Below are 26,473 nucleotides of genomic sequence, written 5' to 3'. Positions count from 1 at the left end.
AGCCAATAGCCAATAGCCAACTGTGATAACTGAACTCGCGTCAGGATTACCGACCCAGATCAATAAAATGGCGAGTTAGGCGAAGCTGGCAGCAACATGGGCGTGGATCCGGTTGCCTTCATGTGGCGGATTTCGCATAGTGTTGCCCCCCTTTATGGGTATCCAATTGTGAGGCTTTGTCTATGATCCACGTTTTTGGTCACAAGAATCCTGATAGCGACAGTATCTGCAGTGCGCTGGTTATCACCGACTGGCTCAATGGCCAGGGCCGTCAGGCCACCCCATGGCGTCTGGGTGACCTGCGCACCGAAACCCGTTTTATTCTGGAGCAGGCTGGCGTCAGCGAACCCGAGTTGCTGACCAAAGATCTGACCGGTGAAGATGTCTGGCTGGTGGATTTCAGTGATCTGGAACAGGGCCCTGCCACACTGGCACAAGCCAATGTACTGGGCCTGGTGGATCACCACCGTCTCGGTACTCTGGTCACCCAGTCTCCGCTGGATGCCTGGATCCGGGCCGTCGGCTGCACCTGCACCATCGCCTTTGATCTGCTGAGCCAGCAAGGTACCGTGACCCGCAGCCAGGCTCGCCTAATGCTGGGTGCCATCATGAGCGACACCCTCTGTCTCACCTCGCCGACCACCACCGAGCAGGACAAGATCGCTTGTGAGCGTCTGGCACCGCTGGCCGAAGTATCGCTGGCCGAATTCGGCCAACAGCTGCTGATGGCGAAAACCGACCTGAGCGGCCTGACTCCGGCTCAACTGCTGCAGCAGGATGAGAAGGCATTCCAAGCCGAAGGTCTGAACTTCATCATGAGCCAGATTGAAGTGGGCAGCGAACAACAGCTTGCCGACCAGATCGAAACCCTGCAGCAGGAGATGGCCCAGCGCGTGGAGAGCGAAGGGCTCGACTTCTTCGTGCTGATGGTGACTGACCTGACGGCCGCAGCCAGCCGTATCTACTTTACCGAGCACGTCAAAGTACCGGCCGAGTCCAGCTACCACCCGGGCTTTGTCAGCCGCAAGAAGCAGGGTCTGCCTTGGGTGATGGATCTGCTGGCCAAGGCCTGATCCTCCCTCGCCATCACCTATTCCAAAGCCCTGCCTCTGCGCAGGGCTTTTTCATCGCCACCACCAGTCGCACTCCCCCCTCTTGCTGACCATCTTGCTCACCACTGCGGTCTCTCGCTTACTCTTTTCACTGCTTATTGACAGTTAACGCCATAACTTTGCTTACATATTTGCGGCTGTTATTTATCAGGGCTTTGCTGCAGGATAATCGCCGCGCACAACCTTTTCCGTTTCCATTCAGGTGATCGATGAACATAACCCCCAAGCAGAGAACCCTGGCCATCACCATGCTGATCGCCGTGGTGCTCCTCGGCTGGCTGCTCTGGCCCAGTCAACCACCCAAGGCGATGCTGACCGCTCAGGTGACCCGCGAGGATATTGCCCAAACCGTACTGGCCAGTGGTGTGCTGCAGGCTGTGGAGCAGGTGGATGTGGGGGCCCAGGTCTCCGGTCAGGTTACCAAGCTGGCCGTCGAGGCTGGTGATCAGGTCAAGCAGGGAGACCTGCTGGCCGAGGTCGATCCCCTGATTGCCCAGAACAACCTCAAGACGGCCGAGGCGGAGCTTGCCAGCAACCGCGCCCAGCTCAAGATCAAGCAGGCACAACTCAAACAGAACGAGCTCGCCTGGCGGCGCCAGCAGCAGATGTTCAAGCAGGAGGCGAGCTCACGGGCCGATCTGGAGAGTGCCGAGGCACTGCTGGCGGTCACCCGCGCCGAACTGCAAAACAGTCAGGCCAATATCGACAACGCCCTGATCAAGGTTGATCGGGCCAAGACCGAGCTGGGCTACACCAAGATCCTGGCGCCGATGGATGGCACCGTCATCAGCATTGTGACCCGTCAGGGCCAGACCCTGGCTGCCAGCCAGACGGTGCCGACCGTGCTCAAGCTGGCCAACCTCGAGACCATGACGGTCAAGGCGCAGATCTCCGAAGCCGATGTCACCAAGGTCAAAGCCGGCATGCCGGTTTACTTCACCCTGATCGGCGACCCAGATACCCGCTATCAGGGTACCCTTCGCGCCGTGGAGTTAGCGCCTACCAACATCAACGATCAGGCCACCACCGGCACCACCACCAGCAATGCGGCCGTTTACTACTACGCCCTGTTCGATGTACCCAATCCCGACCATACCCTGCGGGTGGCAATGACCACCCAGGTGACCATAGTGCTCGGCGAGCGCAAGCAGGTGCTCACTGTGCCGCAAACCGCCCTCGGCAAGTCGCTGGGTGACAACGAGTATGAAGTCACCGTGATCAAGGAAGATGAAACGACCGAAACCCGTCATATCAAGACCGGTATGAAGGACGAGATCCGCATTGAGGTGATCAGCGGGCTGAGCGAGAAGGAGGAGGTACAGCTCAATCACGGTGCACCCGCCGACAATGATGAGATGGCGGTGATGCTATGAGTGAGCCCCTGAACCAGCTGCCGTTGATCCAGCTGAAAGGGGTCGAGCGACGCTACCAGAGCGGCGACAGCGAAGTCACCGTGCTCCACCCTCTTGATCTCACCATCTCGGCAGGAGAGATGATCGCCATTGTCGGCGCATCCGGCTCCGGCAAATCGACCCTGATGAACCTGCTGGGTTGTCTCGATAGCCCGAGCGGCGGCCAGTACCTGTTTCGCGGTCAGGACACCGCCACCATGGATGCGTTGGCGCTGGCCCGGCTGCGCTGCCACCACTTCGGCTTTATCTTTCAGCGCTACCACCTGCTGCCCCATCTCGATGCCGCCGCCAACGTGGAGATCCCAGCTGTCTATGCCGGTACCAGCCGCCCGGATCGCCAGGCGCGCGCGCGTCAGCTGCTGGACAGACTGGGGCTGGCCGATCGCAGCCACCATACCCCGGGCCAGCTCTCCGGCGGTCAGCAGCAGCGGGTCAGTATCGCCCGGGCGCTGGCCAATGGCGGCGAAGTAATCCTCGCCGATGAACCGACCGGCGCACTGGATAGCCAGAGCGGCAAGGAGGTGATGGCGATCCTCAAGGAGCTGCACGCTCAGGGCCACACCATCATTCTGGTCACCCACGATATGAACGTGGCCAGCCATGCCGACCGGATCATCACTCTCAAAGATGGTCGGATTGAACAAGATAGCGGCCCCTGCCAAACGGCCGTGTTGGCTCCAGCCACCGCCACAAGCACAACCACAGCCCCTCAAAAAATAGCGCCCACTAAAGGCGCCATGGGTCACGACTGGGATCGTTATCGGGAAGCGGGACGGATGGCGATGCATGCCATGCTCGCCCACCGGATGCGCACCTTCCTCACCATGCTCGGCATCATCATCGGCATCGCCGCCGTGGTGAGCGTGGTCGCTCTTGGTCAGGGCGCGCGCGCCAAGGTGATCGACCAGATCAATGCGATGGGCACCAACACCATCGAAATCTTCCCGGGTAAAGGATGGGGCGATGAGAAGATGGCCAGCATCCAGACCCTCAACAAGGGGGATCTCGATGCCCTGCTGGGGCAGCCCTATCTTGCGGGCGCCAGCCCCGAGATCGGCAGCTCAGGGCAGTTGCGCTATCGCAACAAGACCAACAGCGGCAACGTGACCGGGGTTGGTAACGACTATTTCAAGGTGAAGGGGATGACGCTGGTCAGTGGTCGCTTACTGGAGTGGCAAGATATCCAGCAGCGTGCTGCCGTTGCCGTGGTGGACAAGAAGAGCATCACCAGCCTGCTTGGCAAGGAGGACCCGGTCGGCAAGGTGGTATTGGTCGGCACCTTGCCGGTGCGGATTGTCGGTGTGGTTTCGCAGGAGACCGGCTTCGGCCCCACCAGCCAGTCGGTCAATATCTGGCTACCCTACAGCGCGGTGATGAGTCGCCTCATCTCGCAGCACCACTTCAGCCAGATCACTATACGGGTCAAGGACGGGGTACAACCGGCACTAGCCGAGCAGGCGGTGATCGAGCTGATCACCAAGCGCCACGGGGTGAAGGACTTTTTCACCTTCAGCAGCGACAGCATCATCAAATCGGTGGAGAAAACCACCGCCACCATGACCCTGATGGTCTCGGCCATCGCGGTGATCTCGCTGATCGTCGGCGGGGTGGGCGTGATGAACATCATGCTGGTGTCAGTGGTCGAGCGCACCCGCGAGATCGGCATTCGCATGGCCGTGGGCGCCCGCCAGTCGGATATCCTGCAGCAATTCCTGATTGAAGCTGTGATGGTGAGCCTGCTGGGGGGTATCTTCGGCGTCGGCCTCTCGCTAGGCATTGGTGCGCTCTTTTCACTGCTGGTGGACTCCATCAAGATGCAGTTCTCGCTCTTCTCCATCCTGATGGCCTTTGGCTGCTCGTCACTCATCGGGATCCTGTTTGGTTACCTGCCGGCACGCAATGCGGCGCGGCTCGACCCTGTTGTCGCACTGGCGAGGGAATAACAATGCACAAACTCTCCTGGCTGGCTCTCTGCATGGCCCTCAGCGGCTGCAGTCAGCACAGCACCTATCAAAGACCCGAGCTGACGATTGCCCCCACATGGCAACAGGCAGAGGGCGCCCAACTGGCTACGCAGGCTGGCCCCTGGTGGCGGGAATTTCATGATCCCCAGCTCGACAAATTGGTCGAGGCGGTACTGGCCGCCAACCCGGACATGCGTGTGGCGGCCCTCAAGTTCAAAAGCGCCCGACTGGGCTCCGAGCAGGCCGATACCAACCTTACGCCTTCGGTCAATGGCACTATCGGCGCCAGCGGCAACAAGGATCTGAAAACCGGCAAAGGCACCAACAGTCTGGGTCCCTCGCTGAGCCTCAGCTACGAAGTGGATTTGTGGGGCAAGCTCGCCTCGGTGCGGGATCAGGCGAGCTGGGAGGCGGCGGCAAGCGAGCAGGATCTCGCCAGCACCCGGCTGTTGCTGATCGGCAATACCCTGGAGCAGTATTGGCAGCTCGGCTATCTCGGCTCCGCCATCGCGCTCGGAGAACAGCAGTTGGCCAACTTGGCGCGAACCGAGCAGCTGACCCAGACCAAATACCAGGCTGGCGCCATCACCCGGCTCGATCTGGCGCAGGCACGTCAGCAACTGGCAGGCAAACAGGCTGAGCTGGCCTCCCTCAAGGCGCAGCAGGAGCAGGCTCGCAATGCCCTGCGTCTGCTGCTGGGCCGCAGCAGCGGGCCGCTGGAGTATGCACCCGCTTCCCTTGCAAAGCAGACCATTCCTGAACTTGCGGTGGGTATTCCGGCCGATGTGCTGGCTCGCCGCCCCGATGTCAAAGCGGCCGAATTGCGGCTGCGCAAGACGCTGGCAAAAGGGGACGAGATCCGCACCAGCTTCTACCCCAGCCTGACCCTGACCGGCAGTGCCAGCACCGCATCCGATAGATTGGCGCAGGTACTGCAAAATCCGGTTGGTACGCTGGGGGCCAGCCTCGCCCTCCCCTTCCTTGAATACAACCGCACCCAGCTCGCCATCGAAAGCTCAGAGCTGGATTACCAGATTGCTGAAACCGAGTTTCGCAAACAGCTCTACACCGCACTGGTGGAGGTGGAAGACAATCTGGCCGCACGCCACTATGGCCAGCAGCGACTCGATTATCTGCAGGAACAGCTGAGTTATGCCCAGGAGGCCGAACGGCTGGCCAAGGCCCGCTTCCAGGCGGGTGCAACCGGCGTGCAAGCCTGGCTCGATGAGCAGAACCGGCTGTGGGATGCCCAGCAGAGCCTGTTGGCCCAGCAAAAAGAGCAGCTCACCACCACTGCCAAAATCTATCGCGCCCTGGGTGGCAGCGATAGCGTGGAGCCCCGATAACGCCTCCCCCCAATATTCCCCACTCTGCCTGTAGAGTGGGGAATACCATCGCCATCGACCGCACCGAATTCCCTCGCCCACACGGCAGACAAACGCCATTGCTCATCATCAGGGGCAGTTACGGCAGCGCAGCCAATTACATGCATCGGTGACCCAGAAAATCCCGGCCATACTTTGCGACTCTCTCTAACCCTCACGCTCCCTGAACGGAGATAACGATTATCGGATATTCAATCAGCAGAGAGCTTGGCTCTTGCCGAGCGGCGCTCCGTGAATCATGAGAGACATATCCGAAGCGCATATCTGCACGACGCATACAAATAGTGATATCACGTAGTTAATCCTGCACGACGAAATTAATCGCAAACAGCGAGGGATATTGAGCAAAGTAACAGTGCGGTGAAACGACGGTAAAAAGGATACAAGCGAGGATGTAGATAGTAGAGCGGCAGAAGGCGGATTGGATAACAACGAGTAAAAAGGCAAAAAATAATGCCGCCCAAGGGCGGCATTATTCAATCTCTGAACCTGACGAATTAGATCAGGAAATCGTTCAGGTCTTTACCCAGTGCTACTTGAGCAGCAATGGCTTTCGGCATACGGCCTTGACCGGTCCAGGTTTTTTCCTGGCCATCTTCTTCGTACTTGTATTTAGCCGGACGCGGAGCACGCTTGCTCTTGGCAGCGCCAGTCGCAGCAGCCGGAGCAGCGGCAGTCGCCAGCAGCTCGCGAGGATCAATACCAGCCTGCTGCAGCATTTCGGTGAATTCATTCAGCTTGCGCTGACGCTCTTCCTGTTCAGCACGCTCCTGCTCAACAGAATCGGCGCGTTCTTGATACACCAAGTCAAACTTCTCTTTAGCTTCCAGCAGTTGCTCAAACGGCAGCTCACGAATAGCCGCACGCAAACTGCGAATGTTCAGCAGAACTTTCAGAAACTCGTTCATTATTTCCTCACAAAAAAGTCGGTTACAGGGATACCGTCTCAGAATAGCATGGACAATTCGCGAGAACATACAGTTTTTCTATATTAACGTTCTTTTTTTCTTAAATTTCACCATCAAGATCGAATGCTTGCCACTATCAATAACAAACTGGCTGGAATGCAGATCTTCTGGGTAGAGAGGTGATTACCATCTTGTGTTCAAGAAACATCGGTATTTGAAGACTCATTAATTTCCAGTTCAGCATCCAACAAAACTAACTCGGTAACCTGCTTTATAAGCCTGAGCGAACATTTCTACCATACGTTCAACATCATGTGACAAGACTATGCCTATCTGTTTAGCAATGAACACGTCTAGAGCCTGTCCTTTCACCCGATGATAAGGGGGATACTCACAATTGACTATCAACCCATTCGGCACCACCAATAAAATTACATATTAATCAATTGGTTGAAAGCAAAGTGTGACATTTCAAATATGCTTTTCGTCGCCCGTTTGACAGACGCATGCGTCCGAAAACAGACTGTTCAGATACTGGTTGCCCAGAAGGAAAAAAATAAAAAAGCCAGCCGTTTTTAAGGGCTGGCTTTCTATGTAGCCAAATAGCACTATTTATTTTTGGTTATATTCTTGCCTGATTGGTCAACACCGCTAATCACTGCCTGTGAAGCAGACTCAGTTAAAAGGGGCTCGGTTGGATAGAGCTTAAGTGCTTCTGCCCGCATCGCATTGGCTTCCTCTGTACGACCCAATGCATTAAGCGCGATCACCATATTGGCGTATATGTTGGCACGGGGTGTATGGCGTACGAATGCCTGTCCCCACTCCAGGTAAGCTTCCAGTTCGGTCTTGTTATTTGTCTGCAAGCCCACCATCAGACGAACTGAGTTCACATCAAATTCCACTCGGGTCAACCAAGCCATGGGATTGACGATATCAAGTAGCAAAGTCGGCTCTTTATACCCACCCCGTTCATATTTGGTGACTACCCATGCGGTGTGAATTGCTGTGAGCATAAAGGGAACGACCAGCAGCGGGATAGCGATCGCCATAAATCGCAGTAACAGCCATGGGCGGCACTCCATATCCCACCATGATGAGAAACCCTGACTCGCCAGGTTGGTCTCTTCAATTTCGGTATCGATGATATAAATCAGCGTCAGCAACAACCACCATAACACGATCGCATGGTAGAGCGGGTATTCCGTCTGGGTATGAAGCAAGATCGGTGTAACCAAGGCAAGCAGCCCCATGGCATGCACCCAGCGCACACTCGCCAGACGCCATAATAATGCACCTCCCATGATCACCATGCCGACCATGGGTGCAATACCGCCCTCAACAGCCCAATAGAGAAACTCGTTGTGGGGGTGGTCAAGATTGTACTCAATCTGCACCATGGACGGATTCAGTGCTTTATCAGCCATGTAGTGATGGAGAAAAACAGATTCAAAACTGCCGTATCCCCATCCACTCCAAGGAGCCTGTGCAATCAGTTTTGCCGCGTAAGGCCAGTAAATAGAGCGCATACCACCGGACTGATAGATCTCTAATCCTCGTTTTGCTCCAGCCAGCCAATATTGTGATAACAGGCCAATCGCTACAGCCAAAATAACAAGACCCAATATCCGCCATAGCAGCCGCTGTCGATAAAGCTGAGGCATCAGTAAAAACAGTGCTAGCAGACCGCCTAACTGCCCCACTCTAGATTGCAAAACAACGAGCAGCAGTGCTGCAGATAGAATGACGCCATAGCGCAACGCCATCAGCAATCGACCACCCTCTAGGCGTAATTCCAGCCAGATAGCAAGGGCAAGACCAGTTGCCATAAACGTCGCCATCACGTTTGGCTGTTGAAAGATCCCGTAAGGGCGATTAGCCTTGGTGTCATAGCCAATCCAGTTACCTGGCGTCAACAGGTAGAACTGCACCAGCCCCAGCACTGCCTCCATCGCGATCGCAATCAAGATGAGATAGAGCAAGCGATCACGCTGCGCCTTATCAAAACGCCATTGATAGAGTCCAAACAAAAACAGTAGGCCAGCAAAAAGTCCCAGCAATCGGGGAATAGCATAATCCTTGAGTGCAAAACCTGGATAGAACATCGGGAGCAGTAGCAAGAGTGCCCCTATCCATAAACCCGCTTGTAATGGAGAAAAAACCAGACGTTGACGTAACGTCACCTGCCACAATCCCAATCCAATAGCCAACGAGGCAAACACCCATCCCCACGCGTTAAAGGGCAAATACAGTCCGGCTCCTCCGGGGTTGTGCATAAAAAAATGCATTCCTAGCACCCAATAGAGCACACATAAAACCATCATGATTCGTGTTAATGTCACAGCCCAGCTCCTTAGGCCAACCCAACATTGAAAGGGCACAGAAGAAATAGATAAAAAGAAAGGGGGCCTATTGCCCCCTCGATTCAGTCACCACTAACATTATACCGCTTCTGGCCGACAAAAAGCATGGCGTACCAGCACGATAGCAACGCCCAGCATGCCCCCCAGCAGAATGGCCAATACAACAATTAACGGACGCTTGGGTTTGTCACGACTAAACGGTTCTTCTGGTGAATCGATCATGTTAAACGACACAAATTCAGCATTTTGAAGTTTCAACGCTTTTAAACTGCTTAATTGCAGACGAATCTTTCCTAATTCCGGGTTAAGCAGTTCAGGATCTTTAATCTCACTCAATATGTTCAGTTTTTCAGCTAGACCTTTCGCACCTAGCTGAATGTTGAAAATCTCTTGGCTATCAATTCTCTCAAGGGGCACATCCACCCCCGCAGCCTTGCTAATGCGCAGACTATATCCGACCCGTTGAAGCTCTTCCTGTCTTTTCAGCAAAGTATCAGCCTTGACACTATCGTATTGTGCGGTCAGAGCCTTTATTCTGTTTTGCCATATAGATTGCAGCTCTGCATTTTTGCTTTTGAGTTGCTGCTGCTGGACAAAGTCGATGTACTTCACCAATCGCTGTTGAGCAAGCTCAGGCGTTTCAGCAGAAAAACTCAACGTCATGTCTTGACTTGTTTTATCCATAGCCTTAGCAGATATGGACTCAGCTAACTTACTCATTAGCTCACGTTCACCACGCTTATCAGAGACCTTAGATCTCTCCATCTCTGCTGCATAGACACCTTCTTGTATCAAAAAATTCCGTTTATTATTCATACTGTTAAAGGCTGAGATAAAGCTATTATAAATAGCAGGTTGCTCAAGCGAGGAAAACGCTGCTGTCGTCAGAAGTGCTACATTGCTATTGCTATTGCTATTGCTGGACATAATTGCTTGAATTTTATCGACAGCTAGTTGTAGGGGGGCAACTTGGGAGAATGATGGCTCCGAAACAAGAGCCTGACTGGTCCATACCTGACGTGCGGTCATGGCGTAGCCAATACCTGCGATGGCAAACAACAAGGTCACCAATAGTATCAAAACCTTTTGGCGCCAAAGCTCCAACACCAACTCTCGTAGATATCTCTCATCTGACACCGGCGATTGTACCCACGGGTTAGGAATGACTGGCGTTTTTTCGCTCATTTTATCTCTCTTCATTCTCAAGGTTAAAAAATATTACAACATGAACACAATTAAGGCGCACCAAGAAAACAGGGGGCCTAGCGATCTTTATCCGATAGCAATAAGCGCCACAGCTCAGATAATGGCCATTATATCGCCAATTTAGGGCTATCCCATTGAATGGCAGCTTCATCCCAAGGATGATAGTAATCGCTGCATCTGCAAAAAACATCCGTGCTGTCACTTAGCACATAAAAACCGTGCGCAAAACCGGGCTGGAGCCATATAAGTTTGCCGAGTTCTGCATTTAATCGACAACCTGTAGTGCTCTGATCATCCTGGACACCATTTTAGGTGGTCCAGTCGCCACCATAATCTGAGGTATTCAATGACAAGATTACGTCGCTCATTTACTACCGAATTCAAACTAGAAGCCGCATCCCTGGTGCCCGACCAGGGATATTCTGCCCTCGAAGCCAACCGTGCACTGGATGTCGGTGAAACCGTACTTCGCCGCTGGGTTCAGCAGCTTCACTCAGAATGCAATGGCACAACCCCAACCAGTAAATCGCTGACACCTGAACAGCAGAAAATTCAAGAGCTGGAAGCCCGCATCAACCAGCTCGAGCGTGAAAAGGACATTCTAAAAAGGCTACAGCTCTCTTGATGACGGACGAGCTCACACGTACGCGTTGATAGACCGATTAAGGGAGCAAGCCTCCTTCCCCCTGGTCTGCTGCGTTTTCGATATTCCCATATCCTGGTTTTAGGATTATCCGGCTCACAAGTGGACGATTAACCGTGAGCGGATATAGCAGCGCAGCGAGTTGCGTCGGCTGTTCAAAGAGAGCGGAGCTCAGCAGGCAACCGTGCCTTGGTGTCGATGATGTAGGAGTAGGAATATCAAATTGGCCAATTCAAAGTACGTAACCTGATGAAGGAAGCCGGGCTGGCATCCAAACAGCCGAGCGCACACCGTTATAAGGAGCCACAGTCTGAACAACCGGATATTCCCAATCTGCTGGCCCGCAAATTTGATGTCCAGCAACCTAATCGATGTTCAGAAGCCAGAAGTTAGAGTGGCTCCCGGCAACGGGATATATAAGCCTGCGGGAAGAAAAGCGGGATACCAGTTATTACCTGATGAATTACTACAACTGGCGGCGTCCACATAAACACAATGACGAGATGCCGCCAGCAAAGCGGAGGTTCGGCCTAACCAAGTCTCCGGTTTAGTTGACCACTACAATGTCGCCCCTCTGTCCATCTATCCAATCCGCCATTCACACAAACACGGTGCATGCAATAAGACCAGCCGCCTAATGCATTGACTGATGACTCTCTGAATTAAGAAAATCAATGTCCTCGACTACACCTAGGCACGGTTCATGTGGCAAAGTATTTTTTGCCTGCCACACCAGATCGCAGATCCCATCGGTGGGATTAAAACCTGTCGGCATACTTAATAGCAGGCTACGGATCTGCTCATGATCAAAGCGGAAACACGCATTATCGAGCTCAGCCAAAAACGCTCGTAGTTGTGGCCATGGCAACATCGACTCTGAGGCTTTCATAATCCGGGGATGGGCAGTGCCCTCAACCTGTTCACCAATTAACAGCTCTTCAAACAACTTCTCGCCAGGTCGCAAGCCAGTGATCTTAACCTCAATATCCCCAGTGGGATGTTGTTCGCTCTTGAGCTTCAGGCCACTCAAACGGATCATCCGATGCGCCAAATCAATGATCTTGACCGGCTCACCCATGTCCAACACAAACACATCCCCCCCCTGCCCCATAGCTCCCGCCTGGATCACCAATTGCGATGCCTCAGGAATGGTCATGAAATAACGAATGATGTCAGGGTGAGTCAAGGTTAAGGGGCCACCATCGCGAATCTGCTTGCGAAACAACGGTACCACAGAACCCGAAGAGCCTAGGACATTACCAAAACGCACCATGCAAAAACGGGTTTGCCGTTGCGCGGCAGCCAACGATTGCAATACCAGTTCGGCCAATCGCTTGGTGGTGCCCATGGTATTAGTGGGCCGCACTGCCTTATCAGTTGAAATCAGCACAAAGGTTTCAACCTTGGCCCTGATAGCGGCCTGAGCACAGTAAAGGGTACCAAAAACATTATTGCGCACCCCTTCAACAACGTTGTATTCAACCAGCGGGACATGCTTGTAAGCAGCAGCATGGTAAACAGTCTGGATTTTGAAGGTACTCATCACTGCTTGCACGCGATGTTGCCGCTGAACCGACCCTAGTAATGGCACTATCTCAACCTGCAACCCTTCGTGGTAACTAATTTCTTGTAGCTCTTTATCAATGGCATACAAGCCATATTCAGACAGCTCAAACAACACCAGTTGCGTGGGCTTACAACGGATGATCTGACGACACAATTCAGAACCGATAGAACCACCCGCTCCAGTCACCATCACACGCTTGCCACATATATTAGCGTTAATCAGCTCAGGAATTGGGGCCACTGCATCACGTCCCAATAAATCCTCAATACTGACCTCTTTTAGCTCATCGATATGAGCATTTCCCTCGACCAGATCAGCCATACCAGGGATAGACAGGACCTCACATGGACACTGTTCCAGCCTATTGATTACCGCTTGCCTGACACTACGCGAAGCACTCGGCATGGCCAACAAGATCTTTTTAATATCAAAGCGCTCGATCAATGCTTCGATAGCGTCCGTACTGTAAACGTTCACCCCCTGGATCACGGTTTTAACCAAAGCGGGATCATCATCAACAAATGCCACCGGCAGATACTCCTGCCCTTGATTCAACGCCAGTTGTAACTGGCGCCCAGAAGAGCCTGCACCGTAAATCAGCACCGCAACACGTTGCTGAGCACTACGCTGTACCAGCGCCCGGAAAAACAGTCGCACACCACCGATCAGCAACACTGAAAATGCAAAATAGATAACCGAAACCGTTCTGGGAAGTGGAACTTCCATAAAAAACGCCAGCATGACCAAAGACATGGTGGAAAGGAGAACACCGAGTGACACCGTCCACAACACCTTGAAACCGACATAGCGTAATACTGCGCGATACAGCCCTAACCGCATAAAAATTACGATGGTGATCGGTAGTAACAACGCTAGCATTTGCCAGTGCAGTGCACTCTGCAATGGAATATTGGCATCCAGCCGCACCCAATAACCACCCCAGAATGCCACAGTTAGCAATAGCAGATCAGCACAGACGCTAATCCCCCGTTTATAAACACGGGGGATAGCCAAGAAAGAGGTTAACATAATGGCACCATCTCGTTAATAGCGGTAAGTCAGATAAGGTGAAGCTACTCGGTACAAGATTATTTCGATCCAACTGCATCGCCTGCACCGCTACCAGTTGCAGTCATGATGATATAACGAAAGTAGCTAGTTAAGGTGAGGGTATCAATCATCTGCCGATCTATTTTGGCAAGCAATGCAGGGGTCGACATATCGATATTTTGTACCTGTGCCAAGCCGGTAATCCCAGGTAACACCTCATAAACCCCTAAGGCATCCCGCTCTTTTATCAGCTCCTCCTGATTAAAGAGATTAGGTCTCGGCCCAACCAGACTCATCTCACCTTTAAGCACATTGATTAGTTGTGGAAGTTCATCAATTTTAGTCTTGCGTAGAAAGGCACCTAACTTGGTGATCGAACTTGTGCTCGCCAAGTGGCTCGCCACCGACTGGGTATCGACCGACATAGTACGAAATTTAATCAACTTGAATGGTTTTTTGTAACGCCCAACACGTTCTTGTACAAAAATGGGGGAACCTGTGTCAAATAAGCCGATAAAGCTAACGATGAGCAACACTGGCCATAACAACAGTAGACCGAATAATGCGGCGAGAAAATCTAAGAGACGAAACATGATTACCTGCTACTTTTTGATTGAAGAAATGTAACTGCTGTTTTTTTAAACCCCTCTTGCATTGTTTCTTTTGGTATCCAATCTAGGGTTTCTTTCGTATGGGTGATATCAACCTGCAATGAGCCAGTCAATCTGTCCACTATATCCGACTTGCTAAAAAGCTTACCAGCCAACGCATAGCACCAGACAGGCACGGGTATTTGCCACGTTGGTTTTCCAAGTGCTATCGCCATTTCACGGACCATCTCTGATGTTGAAACATCATGGTCATCTGAAACCAAGAAAGTTTGATTTGCAGCTTTAGGATGTTCAATACAAGTAACGATCAAATCAACTAAATTCGTAACCGAAACCAAGCTTCGCTTATTATTACAAATACATGCGAAAGGAAGTGGGATACCTTTCAAGACAATACCAAAAAGCGATGCAAAATTTGCTTTAACTGCAGGTCCATATACCAAAGTTGGCCGAATGATAACAACTTCCATGCTTGTCTCTCGAGACAGTTCGAACAACGCTTGCTCAGCTTCCATCTTCGATTGTCCATATGCATCTAAAGGTGCTGGTATATCAAATGCAGTGAATTTAGGCTTACTTGTTGTTGACTCACCATTGACTTTAATTGAGCTGATGAAAATAAATCGTTTGACTCCATACTTTACAGCTTGCTGTGCAAGATTCAAAGTTCCGGCGACATTGACTCGTCTGTATTCAGACAATGCGTCAGGAACATCGTCCGACATAATATGAGCTCGAGCAGCACAATGAATAACCGTATCGGTATCTCTAAGTGCAACAGAAAAATCCGTAGCACCATCAACGTCACCGACAAAGATAGTGTTTACATCAGTCTCGGGTGTATCTTTCCTAGTAGTCACAACAACTTGAATTTCTGACTGTTTTTTTAGCCTTGCTAGCAAAGTTGAACCAACGAAACCTGTCGCACCGGTAAGTAGAACCTTAGCCATGTTCAAGTCCTCTATCACCCACAACCAACTCAGTCAAATCATTCACAAATACATCAAAGCCTAGGCGAGCTTTCAAGATATCTCGATCCATGTTGAGCTGCACATTACTATATTCATTATGTTCAATGGCAAAGAAAAATTGGCGTAGTGAGTCAACGCAGGGTTCAACAACGACACCGATAGCATTTGTTGTTACCCATTTTGCAACGCTGGTATTACAACCACAAACAGCAATAATCTTTGCTCCGGCAAGAATATAAGACGAAGACTTGCTAGGAAATGCAAATTTAGTTACGTCATCCTCAATGGGCAGTAGTGCCCATTCATAGTCAGCACTTAACTGTGCGGCTTCTGATGCAGAAACCAACCCCTTGTAGGTAACATTGACATGCTTTTCCGCAAGCTTTTCCAACTCATCAGCATATACGCCAGCCCCAGCAAATACAAAGGGTAATGTCCCACCAGCTTGACAATACTGATCAATCGCCTGGATTATCAGGGGTATACGTTGCAAGCGTCCTGCATTACCACAAAAGGTAAAGCCAACCTTTTTAACATCAGGAGCAATAACATGCTCAAAGGAAACAGATGGATTAACAAGAGTTTTGATCGGTACTCTTGTTGAAGAGCGCTCTTTTATTTGTTCAGCCATTTGGTCTGTAATAGTGATCAGCGAATCCGCACTTCGCATTGTAAGTGAGTCCATGGACTTTAATAGGCGAAACAACATTGGCTGAACAGGCATGACAACATTCGCGGCCTCAGGATGTATATCCTGTAAGTGATAAACAAATTGCGCACGAAAAAGCTTGCAATAAATCATTACGATAAAAGGAACCAATACTGGAGGATCAGTAGAAACATATACCTTCTTCGGACGCTTAAGCAATAAAATGGAAAATACCCACAACATGAAATAAACAGCATCTGCTACACGACGAAGAATGCTACTACCCGAAACAGAAAGCGCATGGCAAGGGTAAAAATTAACACCCAAGCCACGCTTCTCGTGTGTAAGATGCTCTTTAATTCCGGCATGATCCTGCAAAATAACACCCACGTTTTTGGAGAGTGATTGTTGTTCGGCGAAGCGCATAAGCGCTTCACCGATAACAGGGTAAACCGGCCAGAAACTGCGATTAATAATCACCAAATCTAAACGTTTAAGCATTAATACTGTTTCCATACAGTACGCATCACATAATCCCGATAGCTATGCACAATTCGTACGATCTTATCGGAAACATTTGGCATGCTGTAATCATATACGGGGCGTAATAACCGATCATCACCCATAGGTTGCGAGTCCAAAACCTGTAACGCTTGAAATACCCGATCAATCTCGAGCCCAACCATCATGACCGAGGCTTCTTCAAACGCTTCTGGGCGCTCATGGGCCTCCCTGATATTCAGGGCAGGAAAGTTCATGATAGAAGATTCTTCACTTATAGTCCCACTATCGGAGAGCACTGCCTTGGCGGATTTCTGCAGTTTATTATAGTCGTGAAAGCCTAATGGCTTTAACAACTGCACCAAGGGGTTAAATTCAAGCCCTTGCTCCTCGATACGCTTACGAGTTCGCGGATGGGTGGAAACAATCACTGGATAGCCATATTGTTCAGCCAAACCATTTAAAATCTGGCCCAATTTTATCAGATTTTTCGGTGAATCGACGTTCTCCTCACGATGTGCGCTGATCACAAAAAATTTACCAGCTTCGAGTTGCAAGCGGCTTAATATATCTGAACCGTCAATCTGCGACATATAGTTGTTGAGCACTTCAAACATCGGGCTGCCGGTTTTAATGACGCGGTCAGCAGGTATACCCTCTGCCAGTAAATAGTCACGAGCTATGCTGCTGTAGGTCAAATTAATATCTGCGGTGTGATCCACAATGCGGCGGTTAATCTCCTCCGGCACACGCATATCAAAGCAGCGATTACCTGCCTCCATATGGAAGGTGGGAATTTTGCGGCGCTTAGCTGGGATCACCGCCATACAACTGTTGGTATCACCGAGCACCAGCATGGCATCGGGGTTCACCTCGGCTAATACCTTATCCACACCAATGATCACATTGCCGATCGTTTCAGCACCAGTGCAGCCTGCCGCACTTAAAAAATAATCTGGCTTGCGCACGCCAAGGTCATCAAAAAAAACTTGGTTTAATTCAAAATCATAATTTTGGCCAGTGTGTACCAAAATATGCTCGCAATGTTCATCTAACGCAGCTAACACTCGTGACAAACGAATAATTTCTGGGCGAGTGCCCACCACTGTCATTACTTTCATTTTATTTTTCATAGTCAACAAGCTCATGCTAATGGGCGGGCGATAGTGTCGGGCTTGCTACGGTCAAAAACCTCGTTTGCCCACAGCATTACGATCAACTCGTCTTCGCCTATATTAGTGATATCGTGCGTCCAACCGGGTACGGTTTCAATGATTTTATACTCACCAGAATCAACGGTAATTGAATATTCTTCACCGGTAATTATCTGCTTAAAACGGTAGTTCGCAGTACCCTTAATCACTAAAAACTTTTCATTTTTAGTGTGATGATAATGGCCGCCACGGGTTACCCCTGGGTGGGCAGTAAAAAAAGAAATTTGCCCGGCTGATGGGGTTTTTAACATTTCAACAAAGCTGCCACGTGGGTCGGTATAACCCGGTACAGTATAAGCAAAGTTACTGGGTGAAAAATAACTTAAATAGGTAGCATAAAGGGCCCGCATTAGCCCGGAACCTACCTCTTCAGTGATCAAGTTAATCCGGCTTTGTTTAAATTTCTGCAAAGCCTCTGCCACAGCTCCTACTGTGGTGTAATAAACAGGCTCAACTTCTTTATAACCGCCTTGTTGATAATCGCTTGGTTGTTTACCACTTAGCAAATTGATAAAGCTGGCACACACATCATCGATATAGACCAACGCCAAAGGCGCATTGGCATCATGAATAGTGATGGGCAAATCATGTACAGTATTATGACAAAAAGTAGCTACAGCCGAGTTATAGTTTGGACGACACCATTTACCAAACACATTGGCCAAGCGATACACATACGCAGGGCTACCCGTTTGACGCATATAATCAAGGGCGACTTGCTCTGCGGCCGCCTTGCTTTTGCCATAGGCATTGTCGCGATCAGCCTGAATGGATGAAGTTAATACCAGCGGAATGTAGCGGCCTGTTTTACTTAACAAGGAAACCAAGCGTTTGGTTAAATCGGTATTGCCTTGGGAAAATTCAATTTCATCTTTAGGCCTGTTCACTCCAGCCAAATGAAATACAAATTCAGTTTTGGCAACCATATTAGCTAGATCAGTATAAGAATGGTCTTGCTCAAAACATGTCACATCTGTAAAACCTTGTTCGGCTAAAAATATCCGCAGGTTTTTGCCAATGAATCCGTTGGCGCCGGTGACAAGAATATTCATTTACACCCCTTCAGGCACGATCAGGCTACCAGCCTCAATGTCCCGGATAAAGTCGAGTTTATGCAGCAATTTAACCATACCCGCCACATCTAAACGCTCGGTATTGTGGGAGTTGTAATCTTCAACGACCGACAAATTCTTTTCGCCTTCTTCGTTGTACTTGGAGTAGTTCAAATCGCGATTGTCGGATGGAATACGGTAATAACCGCCCTGATCTTCAGCCACAAACATCTCTTCACGGCTACACAAGGCCTCATAGAGTTTTTCGCCATGGCGGGTGCCAATCACATTCACTTGATGCTCAGGCTTATGGGTGACTTGCAATAACGCTTTGACCAATACATCGATAGTAGCCGCCGGCGCTTTTTGCACAAAGATGTCGCCGTTGGTGCCATGCTCAAAGGCGTGCAATACCAGATCGACCGCATCATCGAGCGTCATCATAAAGCGAGTCATGTTTGGATCGGTGACAGTCAGCGGATCACCGCTGATGATTTGGCGCAAGAACAAGGGGATCACAGAGCCACGGGAAGCCATAACGTTACCATAACGGGTGGTGCTGATCACCGTCTTGGCCGGATCAACATTACGTGATTTAGCTACGATCACCTTTTCCATCATAGCCTTGGAGATGCCCATGGCATTGATAGGGTACACCGCTTTGTCAGTGCTTAGACAAACAATCCGTTTAACTTCATTTTGAATCGCAGCTTCTAACACATTTTCAGTGCCCAATACATTAGTCTTCACCGCTTCCATTGGGTAAAACTCACAGGAGGGAACCTGTTTTAACGCGGCAGCATGATAGATAAAATCTACGCCACGAGTGGCATTAAGGATGCTCCGATAATCGCGTACATCACCAATATAAAACTTCAATTTAGAAGTATTATATCTTTTACGCATATCATCTTGCTTTTTTTCATCGCGAGAAAAAATGCGAATTTCTTTTACTTCTGTATTAAGAAAACGATCAAGAACAGCATTTCCAAAAGAGCCGGTACCACCAGTTATCATCAGAATTTTATCTTTAAACATATTGCTACCCTAACCCTTGATATCCATAGCATCACGACATAGTGTCAATTTCTGTTGCGGTGTTGGGTAATTAATCAGCACAGCCCTATACTTACCCTTGAAAACAAACAAACTACCTGCAGCAGCACCAACAACACCAAAACGGTGAATCAGTTGACTAATGTGTTCCATTGAACCAGCACCACCAAGAAACGTGACAGGTACAGATAAGACACGCTTAAATTCACTAGCATAATCCATGTCGTAACCTTGCATCATGCCATCCTGATCGACAAAGTTAATCACAATCTCGCCAGCTCCGGCATCCTGTAATATTTTAGCTAATTCAACAGGATCGTGTTTAACAACTTTAGTTGCATTGTGTGTGCATACCTCATAGCCCTTGGAAAACAAACCTCTCTTTTTTCTTATATCAAGTACAGCAACAACTGATTGCTTACCCACTGCACCAGCCATTTGAGTAAGGAGCTCAGGCCTTTCGATAGCGGCAGCGCTTACAGCAACCTTTTCTACTCCCATAGCAATAATTTTTTCTGCTTGTTCCGCTCGGGTAACACCACCACCATAGCAAAGAGGCATACGACATTCAGCGGCTAACTTTTCAATAAGCTTGAAATCAGGTTCAACACCATTAACTGATGCATCGATATCCAAGACCATAAGCTCATCAGCTTCTTTTTCATTAAATATTTTTACAGCATTAATTGGATCACCAACATATTTGGCATCTTTAAATTTTTGTGTTTTTACTAGGCCACCGTCATGCACTAGCAAACAAGGAATAATTCGTGCTCGTAACATTTAACCAAACTCTGCAAAGTTTTTAAGAAGCTGAGCGCCCCAATGGTGACTTTTTTCCGGGTGGCACTGCACACCATGCATATGCCCACGCGATACAACTACGTCAAAATCAGTGCCATAAAAAGCCGATGCTGCAACATCATTTTTATCTTCGGCATCAAAATAATAAGAATGTAAGAAATAAAACTGTGGTTCATCATCAAAGCCGGCTTGAAACAAACGGGAGGCAGGCTTTGTTTGCAAAGTATTCCACCCCATATGTGGCATAGGTAACTTTGCCATTAGGGGATTAGATGCAAATGACTTCACTTTCCCAGGGATCCAGCCCAAGCCAGGCAAAGTCCCTTCTTCAGAACTATCAGCCAGCATTTGCATCCCCACGCAAATACCAATAACAGGCACAGACTCTTTTAATACTAGGCGCTCTAATTCTGGTCGCAAACCTGAATCATTCAAGCACTGCATCGCATGATCAAAATGCCCTACCCCGGGCAAGATAAGCCGGGTAGCATCTTGTAACTCTTCTATAGTACTGGCTTTTTCAGCCGTAATCCCTTGTCGTTTAAAAAGAGTAAGAAAAGCCTGAATATTTCCTACGCCATAGTCGATGATACGAATCAACGGAAGTACCTCTTTTCCAAACCAAGCCAGCGTAGGATATTCGCACCCAAGCCTATCATCCAGCGCTTATTCCTATAATTACGGTAAGTTTTCTTGGGGCTGCCGAACAGCTCCTGTAATTCCACGACCGTTAACCCCAGCTTGTGTGCAACATACTCAAACTCCTGCTGTAGGAAGTGTTCATCCATTTCAGGGCGTGAAATCCTATCAAGCGCCTCTGCACGAGTCATTTGGCCAGTCATAATCAGACTGGAAAAGTGAGCCCTACGCTTCTCAAAACCAAAACGACGTGGCAACCAGTAATCTTCATAAAAACGAGTAAAGCGCGACTCATGATGCTTATGCTTGAAGCGTTGCCATCCGTACAACTGTTCCAGCTCATCTTCAGCATCTTTCTTAACATAAGGCACCATATTGAGCGGATGGTGCACTTTCATTCCCAAGATCTTCTGATACCACAACTTATAAACAAGTATATCTGTCAGCGGGAACGACTTCAGTTCGCCCTTGCCAAACTTTTTCCAGATATCGCCAAATAAGCTTCTGTCAATCCCCAGATAACCGCCCCACTCTTCTGGTTCACGACAACACTCGGTAGAAAAGTTAGAACCGGTGATAATGTGTTTAATGCCATGCTGACGAGCAAACTTGTACAGACCAGAGAAAAAAGCTGCATCCTGAACAAGATCCTGATCTGGGATACCTGAGCGCAAAAAGGCAACTTGAAGGCGCTTCATTTCATCCCAATTTACCACTTCGGTATACAGATCCAAGCCTAGTCCATCAACCAGTTTTTCAATATTTCCCACTGCTTGGTCAGTATTCCAACCAGCATCTACATGGAATAAAAGTGGCCTCAATCCCATTTTTTTAACTGCAATATGGGCTGCATAAGAACTATCCAAGCCACCAGATAAACCAATAATACAATCGAAGTCATTTCCTCTCGATTCTTTACGGATTTTATCAGCCAAATGCGCAAGTACAGCTGAGCCTTTTTCATCCGTATGCCAGGTAGGTTTGATTGCCTCACTAAAGTTATGACAATAATTACACACACCATTAGTATCAAAAACAATGTGTGGATCTGTTGTATCCATTATACACTGTGTGCAAATTGCATATTCATTCTTTTGGGGCATAATAACCAAGCCTTTTTAAAGTGGAAACAATACATGTCTCAATATCCACAATACTTGCATTTAGTGGATGAACTACGGAATCAATACCCAACGTCTTATACTCAACAACCAAAGTTGAGGGATATGATATCAAAAAATCAACCTTTGGAAAACAAGCTTTATCTTCAATTACTTCCCAACCAACGTTAAGCATTATATCAGATGGTATAGTTGTAGGGTGAGGCTTATAATAAACAACAGCTAGACCTGAGATTCTATTATATATGTTAAGTTGTTGTCCAAAACAGAGAGGATGTCCAACAATTAATATTGACCTCCTCATTTCCATTTCATGTTGATGGCGAAATATTTCTTTTGCGAGGGAAAACCCCATAGAAACAGAATTGAATTTCACTTTACTTACAACAGAGTCATTTATTATTTCATGCTTAAAAATACTAATTGATTCTAAATCGTATGCATAAACATCTGTCACCATGTGCAGCTTGGATGGCAAATCGAACTCAAAGTGATGAATATAATTTTTTCCATCTTCACTTAATTGCTTCAGAATGCCATGCTGGAATAACATAAAGCGAAAACTCATACCTCTTTCATTCTTTTCTTGCAAGGCACAATCTAACAAAATTGCCCAACGGTCAAAATGCTCTGTACAAACATAACTTTCTGCACTCAATTTTGACAAGGCATGCCTAACAAGCATCCATCTATACATGGTATAAAATTGTAAAACCCAAGTACCATTTTTAATAAAATTAAAATAATATGCAAGAAATAAACTACCGAATAATATTCTTACAGCTTCCCATTTAGATATTAGGTTATAACAATCAATATAATTGCACTCATTGGGTTTCTGATTCCATGGGAAACATATCCATACATAATCCTCTGTAATTAATGATTTGTTTTTTTTAATTACATCATAGGTTCTTTCGGAAAATGCGATAACAATGCAATCAAAATTTAGCTTTTCACCATCTATTTTATTAAAGGTTGACCACGACTTAATTAATTCAATTGAAAACAAAAAAAACCAACCACCTAAAAACAAAAATGTCTTTGTTAATAGAGAAAAAAACAAAACCGAGTTTTTGTACTTTTTATATTTTGAAAGCCATACTAGAGGCCTCGGCATGTATCCAAATGATGATGGGCTAACACCACATCTTTGGTAGAATGACTCATCAATAGCCACCTCGTTACGTATTGCTTTAAGATAATCCCACCTATACATAAACATATCACCCCCTTATTGAAAATCTAAATTTGTACAGGGAAAACCATATAAACAATATGTATGGATACATATAAAAATCAACATGATTATACAAACTACCTCTCAAATGGGACATCATAAAAATTATCATTAAAAATGAAGACGCCCAATACCCTAGTCTATCAAACTTTAATGCAAGCCCATATAAATATCCGACAACACTTAAATAAAACAATACCAACGGAATACCAAAAACAAAATAAAAATTTAAATACATATCTGTTTCAACAGGCCATTGCTCTGTAGCTCTTATTTTCCAAGCTTCTGGGAAATATATTGCGGTTAAATAGTGATTCATATCATAAAACAAGGAGCTATCTGACAGACCAAATGGCGTCAAGAATTTATTAAACGGTAACCAAAATGTTGTCAATAAATTCGCATCGAAGTCCCTGACAGAAACAGCTAAATTTTCCAATGCAGTAAAATAATTAAATGCATATGGCAATATTGTCTCTAACGTTACCCATGATGCATTTCTGAAATATAAACCTAAAAAGAAGATCCCCACCAAAAATGAAAAGAGCAATAAAGATTTTATAGTCAAAAAACGTTGATATCTAATCCATGGCATTATAGACAACAAAAAAAGCAATGAAATTTGCATCTTACTACCATGCACAGGGCTAGTTATTGCCAACCAAATTATAAATATAAAGTATAATAGAAAACTCTTTTTTTCATAAGTATGGTAGCCAACTAACACCGCAAGAAATATAGAAGAAAAGTGACTTAATATAACAAATGGTCCCGTACCAGCCCTATTTAAAAATGCATCGCCAGGTGATTCCATCCAATACTGTAATCCCCCTGAGTAATATACAATTAAGTAACACATGAGACTAGATACCATAAGGAGGAATATTATATACCAAGTAAAATCACCTTTAACAAAATGTTTTACAACATATCTTTTTTTACTCGCATATACTTCACCAAAGTTTATAGCACACACACCTAGTGATAACGTTGTGTATAACATCAAGAATGAAATTGAGTACTCTTTCAATTGAAGGGATTGTGCATATCTTTCGGCAAATAGAGGTGCAGCTATATAAAAGGCACCATAATATAAATAAAAAAATGATAGAGGTGATACTATATGCCTTGGCATATTACACATAAATATAATAAAACAAAAAATAACAAAGTACGGAAACAAATAGATATCAAAAAGATATAAAAGACAAAATATTATTAATGACAATACAGAAATAAAAACCCTTAAACAAAAAAGTTTATCAACAAACATCCCCCCCCCCCTTAAAACTTAAGGAAACAACACAAAAAAATCAACATAACTTATTTAATTATGATGTGAGAGAATTTTGTGCATTACAATTTTTTGCACACATTTAAAATGTTCTCTTATGCATGATTAATAGCATATGTATTTACATTAAAAAATAGCAAGTCTAAATCCTTATTAAAACCACACTGTAATAAACTACATTAGATATCTATATAGTTAGTAATGAGGAAGACAGTTTTAATAAAATGAATCTCACAAAGAAAAACCGTCATCTACTATGATATTTTGCCCAGTCACATACTTGGACTGATCTGACAACAGGAAGATGATACTGCCGATGATCTCCGATACATCCAGCATGCCTGCACCATGGGTATGGTTCTTGTATGCTTGGCAAAACGCGTCTGGCTGATGATCAAATATGCCACCAGGGCTCACATTATTCACCCTGAAACGACTGTCATTGACATAAGCTACCGCATACTTGCTCAAATGCTGTATCGCAGATTTGATCGCAGCATACTCGACCGGCATGGTCATTTTGGTATTGTTGTAAATATCAAACTTTGGTGTAACAACACCATAAATGGATGAAATATTGACTAATGAAAAGGCTGTTTTATGAGATTTGAAATAAGAAGCACATTGTTGAGTAAACAAAAAAGCACTACCCAGATGAAGAGATATATTTTCATTAAAACTGGCAAGTGATACATCAAAAAAATGTGCACCATAAGTTTTGTTTCTCGGATAGGTCGTGTTAACAGCTCCATTCATATGTTCTTGCTGTGCGAAAAATGCTTTGAGCCTTTCCTCACTGGTCACATCCAGATGTATCAACGTCAGATTGTCGTCTGCAGTATCTACACCCTGAGTGGCAAGACGTTGAGCCATGGTATCAACATTAACATCGGCCGCGATAACCTTGCCCCCTTGGGCAAGAATGGCGGGCACAAGACAAGAGCCAAGCAAGCCACCAGCACCTGCCACCAGAATGCGCTTTTCATTCAACAAATGTTCCATTATTTCTGCTCTCCTACGATCGCTTCTGCCAGTTTGAAATCATAAATATCGTCAATATCGACAGCGCGTTCTTTTGGCACTTCGATACTGGTGACTTTACCAGAGAATAACCCGTAGTGTTCAAGCACAAAAGCAGGTGTCGTCGCATATACCACGGTCGTGATATCAAAAACTTGGGGCGCATCCTGACGTCGAGCAACATCACACGCCGGTTTATTGACCAACTCGACCCAGCCATCCACCGTTTCCTTTACCATGTTGAAATAGGGACTGCGGTTGGCTGGCGTGACGGAGATACAGATATCGGCATTCTGCTCACGACGTTTGGCAATGGCCGCTTCAACATCATTCACATCGCGCAGTGGGCTGGTTGCAGGCAAGCTGATGAAACCATCGAATGCCCCATAATTCTCGGTAGCCCATTCAATGGCATGTCGCCAAGACAGCCACTCCGGGCTGGTATCTGTGGCTAATTCAACGGGACGCTCGATAACGACCGCGCCGGATGAGATTGCAACGCTAGCAATGGCAGCATCATCCGTAGAAACAAACACCTGGCTAATCGAAGGTGATGCCAGAGCCGTCTCTATGGAATATTGCACCAAAGGTTTTCCCGCCAATGGACGAATGTTTTTTCCTGGCAACCCTTTTGAGCCACCTCGTGCGAAAATGAACGCAAAATTTTTCATCTGATTTGAGATCCAGTTAG

The 26,473-nt window shown here is 47.5% G+C and carries 21 protein-coding genes and 2 pseudogenes; 5 read left to right on the top strand and 18 right to left on the bottom strand.

The window, feature by feature from the left end; translation table 11 throughout:
- Window positions 1-182: 182 nt before the first annotated feature.
- The 4 genes from BN1139_RS00205 (at window position 183) to BN1139_RS00190 (ending at window position 5,834) form a co-directional block, all read left to right on the top strand.
- The gene (locus tag BN1139_RS00205; protein ID WP_005350313.1) at window positions 183-1,073 is read left to right on the top strand and encodes a manganese-dependent inorganic pyrophosphatase; all 891 of its coding nucleotides are present in this window, start codon (window positions 183-185) and stop codon (window positions 1,071-1,073) included.
- 248 nt (window positions 1,074-1,321) lie between these two features.
- Complete coding sequence (macA, locus tag BN1139_RS00200) at window positions 1,322-2,485, top strand: macrolide transporter subunit MacA (RefSeq protein ID WP_005350311.1); 1,164 nt, start codon at window positions 1,322-1,324, stop codon at window positions 2,483-2,485.
- Window positions 2,482-4,467, top strand: a complete 1,986-nt coding sequence (locus BN1139_RS00195) for a MacB family efflux pump subunit (RefSeq protein WP_005350310.1) — start codon at window positions 2,482-2,484, stop codon at window positions 4,465-4,467. The genes macA and BN1139_RS00195 overlap by 4 nt, the downstream gene beginning before the upstream one ends.
- Window positions 4,468-4,469: 2 nt before the next feature.
- Window positions 4,470-5,834, top strand: a complete 1,365-nt coding sequence (locus BN1139_RS00190) for an efflux transporter outer membrane subunit (RefSeq protein WP_013723964.1) — start codon at window positions 4,470-4,472, stop codon at window positions 5,832-5,834.
- A gap of 536 nt (window positions 5,835-6,370) precedes the next feature.
- On the opposite strand, the gene BN1139_RS00185 is transcribed toward BN1139_RS00190, so the two are convergent.
- The 4 genes and pseudogenes from BN1139_RS00185 to BN1139_RS20685 all read right to left on the bottom strand — a co-directional run.
- Window positions 6,371-6,781, bottom strand: a complete 411-nt coding sequence (locus tag BN1139_RS00185; RefSeq protein ID WP_005344269.1) for an H-NS family histone-like protein — start codon at window positions 6,779-6,781, stop codon at window positions 6,371-6,373.
- A gap of 608 nt (window positions 6,782-7,389) precedes the next feature.
- The gene (locus BN1139_RS00180) at window positions 7,390-9,105 is read right to left on the bottom strand and encodes a PglL family O-oligosaccharyltransferase (protein WP_085942055.1); all 1,716 of its coding nucleotides are present in this window, start codon (window positions 9,103-9,105) and stop codon (window positions 7,390-7,392) included.
- A 117-nt stretch (window positions 9,106-9,222) separates the two neighbouring features.
- Entirely contained in the window at window positions 9,223-10,329 is a 1,107-nt protein-coding gene (locus BN1139_RS00175; protein ID WP_005350307.1) for an LPS O-antigen chain length determinant protein WzzB, read from the bottom strand.
- Between the two features lie 128 nt (window positions 10,330-10,457).
- A pseudogene (locus BN1139_RS20685) lies at window positions 10,458-10,622 on the bottom strand (dTDP-4-dehydrorhamnose 3,5-epimerase family protein); the annotation flags it as partial.
- Window positions 10,623-10,696: 74 nt separating this feature from the next.
- Here BN1139_RS20685 and BN1139_RS20680 point away from each other — a divergent pair.
- Window positions 10,697-11,540: pseudogene (locus BN1139_RS20680) on the top strand (transposase); the annotation flags it as partial.
- An 87-nt stretch (window positions 11,541-11,627) separates the two neighbouring features.
- Here BN1139_RS20680 and BN1139_RS00170 read toward each other — a convergent pair.
- From BN1139_RS00170 to BN1139_RS00120, 14 genes are all read right to left on the bottom strand, one after another.
- Window positions 11,628-13,589, bottom strand: a complete 1,962-nt coding sequence (locus tag BN1139_RS00170) for a polysaccharide biosynthesis protein (protein WP_005350305.1) — start codon at window positions 13,587-13,589, stop codon at window positions 11,628-11,630.
- Window positions 13,590-13,648: 59 nt separating this feature from the next.
- Window positions 13,649-14,203 carry a sugar transferase gene (locus BN1139_RS00165; protein ID WP_005350304.1) on the bottom strand — a complete coding sequence of 185 codons (555 nt, stop codon included), beginning with the start codon at window positions 14,201-14,203 and terminating at the stop codon, window positions 13,649-13,651.
- 2 nt (window positions 14,204-14,205) lie between these two features.
- Window positions 14,206-15,171, bottom strand: coding sequence for a UDP-glucose 4-epimerase family protein (locus BN1139_RS20675; protein WP_005350303.1), 966 nt, complete (start codon window positions 15,169-15,171; stop codon window positions 14,206-14,208).
- Entirely contained in the window at window positions 15,164-16,357 is a 1,194-nt protein-coding gene (locus BN1139_RS00160; protein ID WP_232297605.1) for a glycosyltransferase family protein, read from the bottom strand. The genes BN1139_RS20675 and BN1139_RS00160 overlap by 8 nt, the downstream gene beginning before the upstream one ends.
- Window positions 16,342-17,475, bottom strand: coding sequence for a non-hydrolyzing UDP-N-acetylglucosamine 2-epimerase (wecB, locus tag BN1139_RS00155; RefSeq protein WP_005350301.1), 1,134 nt, complete (start codon window positions 17,473-17,475; stop codon window positions 16,342-16,344). The genes BN1139_RS00160 and wecB overlap by 16 nt, the downstream gene beginning before the upstream one ends.
- An 11-nt stretch (window positions 17,476-17,486) precedes the next feature.
- Window positions 17,487-18,608 (bottom strand): UDP-2-acetamido-2,6-beta-L-arabino-hexul-4-ose reductase, encoded by a 1,122-nt coding sequence (gene wbjC, locus BN1139_RS00150; RefSeq protein WP_005350300.1) that lies wholly within the window; start codon window positions 18,606-18,608, stop codon window positions 17,487-17,489.
- Window positions 18,609-19,646, bottom strand: a complete 1,038-nt coding sequence (locus BN1139_RS00145) for a polysaccharide biosynthesis protein (RefSeq protein WP_005350299.1) — start codon at window positions 19,644-19,646, stop codon at window positions 18,609-18,611. It abuts the gene before it with no gap.
- A gap of 9 nt (window positions 19,647-19,655) precedes the next feature.
- Window positions 19,656-20,447: an AglZ/HisF2 family acetamidino modification protein gene (locus BN1139_RS00140; protein ID WP_005350297.1), complete on the bottom strand. Its 792-nt coding sequence runs from the start codon at window positions 20,445-20,447 to the stop codon at window positions 19,656-19,658.
- A complete protein-coding gene (gene hisH, locus BN1139_RS00135; RefSeq protein WP_005350295.1) occupies window positions 20,448-21,068 on the bottom strand; it encodes an imidazole glycerol phosphate synthase subunit HisH in 621 nt (206 codons plus the stop codon).
- Window positions 21,065-22,210: an N-acetyl sugar amidotransferase gene (locus BN1139_RS00130; RefSeq protein ID WP_005350294.1), complete on the bottom strand. Its 1,146-nt coding sequence runs from the start codon at window positions 22,208-22,210 to the stop codon at window positions 21,065-21,067. The genes hisH and BN1139_RS00130 overlap by 4 nt, the downstream gene beginning before the upstream one ends.
- Window positions 22,194-23,453 carry a hypothetical protein gene (locus BN1139_RS20670; RefSeq protein WP_005350293.1) on the bottom strand — a complete coding sequence of 420 codons (1,260 nt, stop codon included), beginning with the start codon at window positions 23,451-23,453 and terminating at the stop codon, window positions 22,194-22,196. Before BN1139_RS20670 ends, BN1139_RS00130 begins: the two co-directional genes overlap by 17 nt.
- 1 nt (window position 23,454) lies before the next feature.
- The gene (locus BN1139_RS20665; RefSeq protein ID WP_005350292.1) at window positions 23,455-24,741 is read right to left on the bottom strand and encodes an O-antigen polymerase; all 1,287 of its coding nucleotides are present in this window, start codon (window positions 24,739-24,741) and stop codon (window positions 23,455-23,457) included.
- Window positions 24,742-24,993: 252 nt separating this feature from the next.
- A complete protein-coding gene (locus tag BN1139_RS00125) occupies window positions 24,994-25,764 on the bottom strand; it encodes an oxidoreductase (protein ID WP_005350291.1) in 771 nt (256 codons plus the stop codon).
- A complete protein-coding gene (locus BN1139_RS00120) occupies window positions 25,764-26,453 on the bottom strand; it encodes an acylneuraminate cytidylyltransferase family protein (protein ID WP_005350289.1) in 690 nt (229 codons plus the stop codon). Before BN1139_RS00120 ends, BN1139_RS00125 begins: the two co-directional genes overlap by 1 nt.
- Window positions 26,454-26,473: the final 20 nt, after the last annotated feature.

The organism is Aeromonas veronii bv. veronii (genome assembly GCF_000820225.1).
GTDB lineage: Bacteria > Pseudomonadota > Gammaproteobacteria > Enterobacterales > Aeromonadaceae > Aeromonas > Aeromonas veronii.
The sequence above is the reverse complement of the archived record's forward strand: the minus strand, read 5'-3'. Positions and strand labels throughout refer to the sequence as shown.

Bases quoted from the DNA above. Each gene is read 5' to 3' on its own strand.
- BN1139_RS00205 (WP_005350313.1), top strand. From the start codon at position 183: ATGATCCACGTTTTTGGTCACAAGAATCCTGATAGCGACAGTATCTGC.
- macA (WP_005350311.1), top strand. From the start codon at position 1,322: ATGAACATAACCCCCAAGCAGAGAACCCTGGCCATCACCATGCTGATC.
- BN1139_RS00195 (WP_005350310.1), top strand. From the start codon at position 2,482: ATGAGTGAGCCCCTGAACCAGCTGCCGTTGATCCAGCTGAAAGGGGTC.
- BN1139_RS00190 (WP_013723964.1), top strand. From the start codon at position 4,470: ATGCACAAACTCTCCTGGCTGGCTCTCTGCATGGCCCTCAGCGGCTGC.
- BN1139_RS00185 (WP_005344269.1), bottom strand. From the start codon at position 6,781: ATGAACGAGTTTCTGAAAGTTCTGCTGAACATTCGCAGTTTGCGTGCG.
- BN1139_RS00180 (WP_085942055.1), bottom strand. From the start codon at position 9,105: ATGATGGTTTTATGTGTGCTCTATTGGGTGCTAGGAATGCATTTTTTT.
- BN1139_RS00175 (WP_005350307.1), bottom strand. From the start codon at position 10,329: ATGAGCGAAAAAACGCCAGTCATTCCTAACCCGTGGGTACAATCGCCG.
- BN1139_RS00170 (WP_005350305.1), bottom strand. From the start codon at position 13,589: ATGTTAACCTCTTTCTTGGCTATCCCCCGTGTTTATAAACGGGGGATT.
- BN1139_RS00165 (WP_005350304.1), bottom strand. From the start codon at position 14,203: ATGTTTCGTCTCTTAGATTTTCTCGCCGCATTATTCGGTCTACTGTTG.
- BN1139_RS20675 (WP_005350303.1), bottom strand. From the start codon at position 15,171: ATGGCTAAGGTTCTACTTACCGGTGCGACAGGTTTCGTTGGTTCAACT.
- BN1139_RS00160 (WP_232297605.1), bottom strand. From the start codon at position 16,357: ATGGAAACAGTATTAATGCTTAAACGTTTAGATTTGGTGATTATTAAT.
- wecB (WP_005350301.1), bottom strand. From the start codon at position 17,475: ATGAAAAATAAAATGAAAGTAATGACAGTGGTGGGCACTCGCCCAGAA.
- wbjC (WP_005350300.1), bottom strand. From the start codon at position 18,608: ATGAATATTCTTGTCACCGGCGCCAACGGATTCATTGGCAAAAACCTG.
- BN1139_RS00145 (WP_005350299.1), bottom strand. From the start codon at position 19,646: ATGTTTAAAGATAAAATTCTGATGATAACTGGTGGTACCGGCTCTTTT.
- BN1139_RS00140 (WP_005350297.1), bottom strand. From the start codon at position 20,447: ATGTTACGAGCACGAATTATTCCTTGTTTGCTAGTGCATGACGGTGGC.
- BN1139_RS00130 (WP_005350294.1), bottom strand. From the start codon at position 22,210: ATGCCCCAAAAGAATGAATATGCAATTTGCACACAGTGTATAATGGAT.
- BN1139_RS20670 (WP_005350293.1), bottom strand. From the start codon at position 23,453: ATGTTTATGTATAGGTGGGATTATCTTAAAGCAATACGTAACGAGGTG.
- BN1139_RS20665 (WP_005350292.1), bottom strand. From the start codon at position 24,741: ATGTTTGTTGATAAACTTTTTTGTTTAAGGGTTTTTATTTCTGTATTG.
- BN1139_RS00125 (WP_005350291.1), bottom strand. From the start codon at position 25,764: ATGGAACATTTGTTGAATGAAAAGCGCATTCTGGTGGCAGGTGCTGGT.
- BN1139_RS00120 (WP_005350289.1), bottom strand. From the start codon at position 26,453: ATGAAAAATTTTGCGTTCATTTTCGCACGAGGTGGCTCAAAAGGGTTG.